A 1,850-nucleotide genomic window follows, 5' to 3' on the forward strand; every position below is an offset into this window, starting at 1 on the left:
GGTCGCGGATGCTTTGAGGTTGACAGGATAATATTTTTAACCTCTAATTCCATTTGGTTTGCGTTCTCTCATATCGCTTTTAGTCTAAACTCCAGATCTTTAGCTCTACCTAAATATTTGTAGGCTACTTGACGAAACTCTTCAAGTCTGGCATTTTTCATGTTGGCAGGTGAGTAATGGTAGTTCTTTTCTCACTTTCTGCCAAAAGGGGAGCTGTATTCAATCAGACACCCCTTTTTTCTTGCTAATTATCTGATAATGATAATCGAATAAGGGGGTGGGAGAGGAACGAGCATCGCTCGTTCCTCTCCCACTATTTTCATGATTATCATTATTGTATTATTTTCTCTGCAAGCATACTACACAAAAATTGTTCAAGATCGCGGATGCTTTGAGGCTGACAAGATAATATTTTTAACCTCTAATTCCATTTGGTTTGCGTTCTCTTATATCGCTTTTAGTCTAAACTCCAGTAATTATCCAAATCAACTTTACATAACCACTTCCCCTAAAGGGGATGAAAACCTTTCTTTACTTTATCTAGGCGCATCTTAAAACAGAAATGGTAAGCTGTTGCACGTTTAACTTATATAGTTAGGACGGGCAAGATGCCCACCCCACAAGAGTTTGATTTAAATTAAGACTTAGGCACTCGTGAGGACAAACTAAGCCTTTGCGATTACAACTCTTGGAGACGCTCCGCGTAGATTGCTTCCTCGAAGGGGTACGTTTCGCTCGTCATGATCTAAAGTCTTAATCCGTGCGTAAATACTGTAAATTATCCAATTTAAATATTTTTCAGCTTCAAAGTACTGAGTCATTAACATTACTGAACCACTAAAAGACCAGCAAGTATCAAGCGCCATACTTGGGCAAAGTCCGTATCGATATCTGGATCGCTCCATTCGGATGCGTGGGCTGGATGGTGAAAGCGAACTGTCGCTTGAAGGACTGCTTTCGCTGCTGCTTGCGGATCGGTTACTCTAAACTCGTTAGTGGAAATACCGCTCTCTACGATCTGAGCGACTTGCCTGAGCAGTTCAGCAATGTGAGCTTCAACTACCCCTCGCGCCTCTTGGGTAATCGCTGAATAGGTTGCAAATAACTCTGGTTCTTTCAAAACTTTTTGACGTTTCAGAGTCATGAGTTGCTCAAACCATCGGTGCAACCGTTCTCTGGCGGAACCTGGCTCTTGGGCGATCGCTGCTAGCGGTGTGGAAACCCGATGCAACCACCGTTCTGCCACTGCATCCCGCAGGGCAGCTTTGCTGGGAAAATGCCGATAAATCGTGCCGTGGCTCACCTCTAAAAAGCGAGCCACATCCACGACTGTTGCCTTTGCCAGACCGTAACGACGCAAAACTTCTTCTGCTGCATCGAGAATCCGCTCCGGTGTCAAAGGTGAATCATTCATGCGATAACTTTTTTACCTCTTTTCACTATTTAGCATTGCCATTTGTTCTGGGTTATAGCGATCGCCAGCTACGGCATTTAGTGGCACGGCTGCCTCAATCCGGGCGAGATCGTTCTTATTTAAGTGTAAATCCAATGCACCCAGAGCTTCATTTAAGCGATCGCAACGTCGTGCGCCAATTAGCGGTATAATGTCGTTTCCTTGCGACAGCACCCAAGCAATTGCCACTTGAGCAACCGTTGCATTCCGTTCTTCGGCAATTAGGCGCAGGGCTTCGACTAGCAACAAATTGCGATCCAGATTCTCTCCAGAAAAGCGGGGCAGATGTACTCGATAGTCTTGCACCATCAGTGAGAGGTTAAGATAATCGCACATTTGTCAAGAGGGTGCAGGAAAAGGCGATAAATCTAGCTTAGAGACTGGCTTTCGCAGATAT

Annotated in this window: 2 protein-coding genes; both read right to left on the bottom strand. The window is 44.6% G+C overall.

From position 1 onward, the window contains the following. Positions 1-826: 826 nt before the first annotated feature. The gene (locus V7K42_RS08755) at positions 827-1,414 is read right to left on the bottom strand and encodes a TetR family transcriptional regulator (RefSeq protein WP_334915349.1); all 588 of its coding nucleotides are present in this window, start codon (positions 1,412-1,414) and stop codon (positions 827-829) included. A 12-nt stretch (positions 1,415-1,426) separates the two neighbouring features. Beyond that, positions 1,427-1,789, bottom strand: a complete 363-nt coding sequence (locus V7K42_RS08760; RefSeq protein ID WP_334915351.1) for an aldo/keto reductase — start codon at positions 1,787-1,789, stop codon at positions 1,427-1,429. Between the last annotated feature and the right edge of the window lie 61 nt (positions 1,790-1,850).

Source organism: Nostoc sp., assembly GCF_036917455.1.
Classification (GTDB): domain Bacteria; phylum Cyanobacteriota; class Cyanobacteriia; order Cyanobacteriales; family Nostocaceae; genus Nostoc.

Coding starts and splice junctions, on each gene's coding strand:
- V7K42_RS08755 (WP_334915349.1), bottom strand. CDS start 1,414: ATGAATGATTCACCTTTGACACCGGAGCGGATTCTCGATGCAGCAGAA.
- V7K42_RS08760 (WP_334915351.1), bottom strand. CDS start 1,789: ATGTGCGATTATCTTAACCTCTCACTGATGGTGCAAGACTATCGAGTA.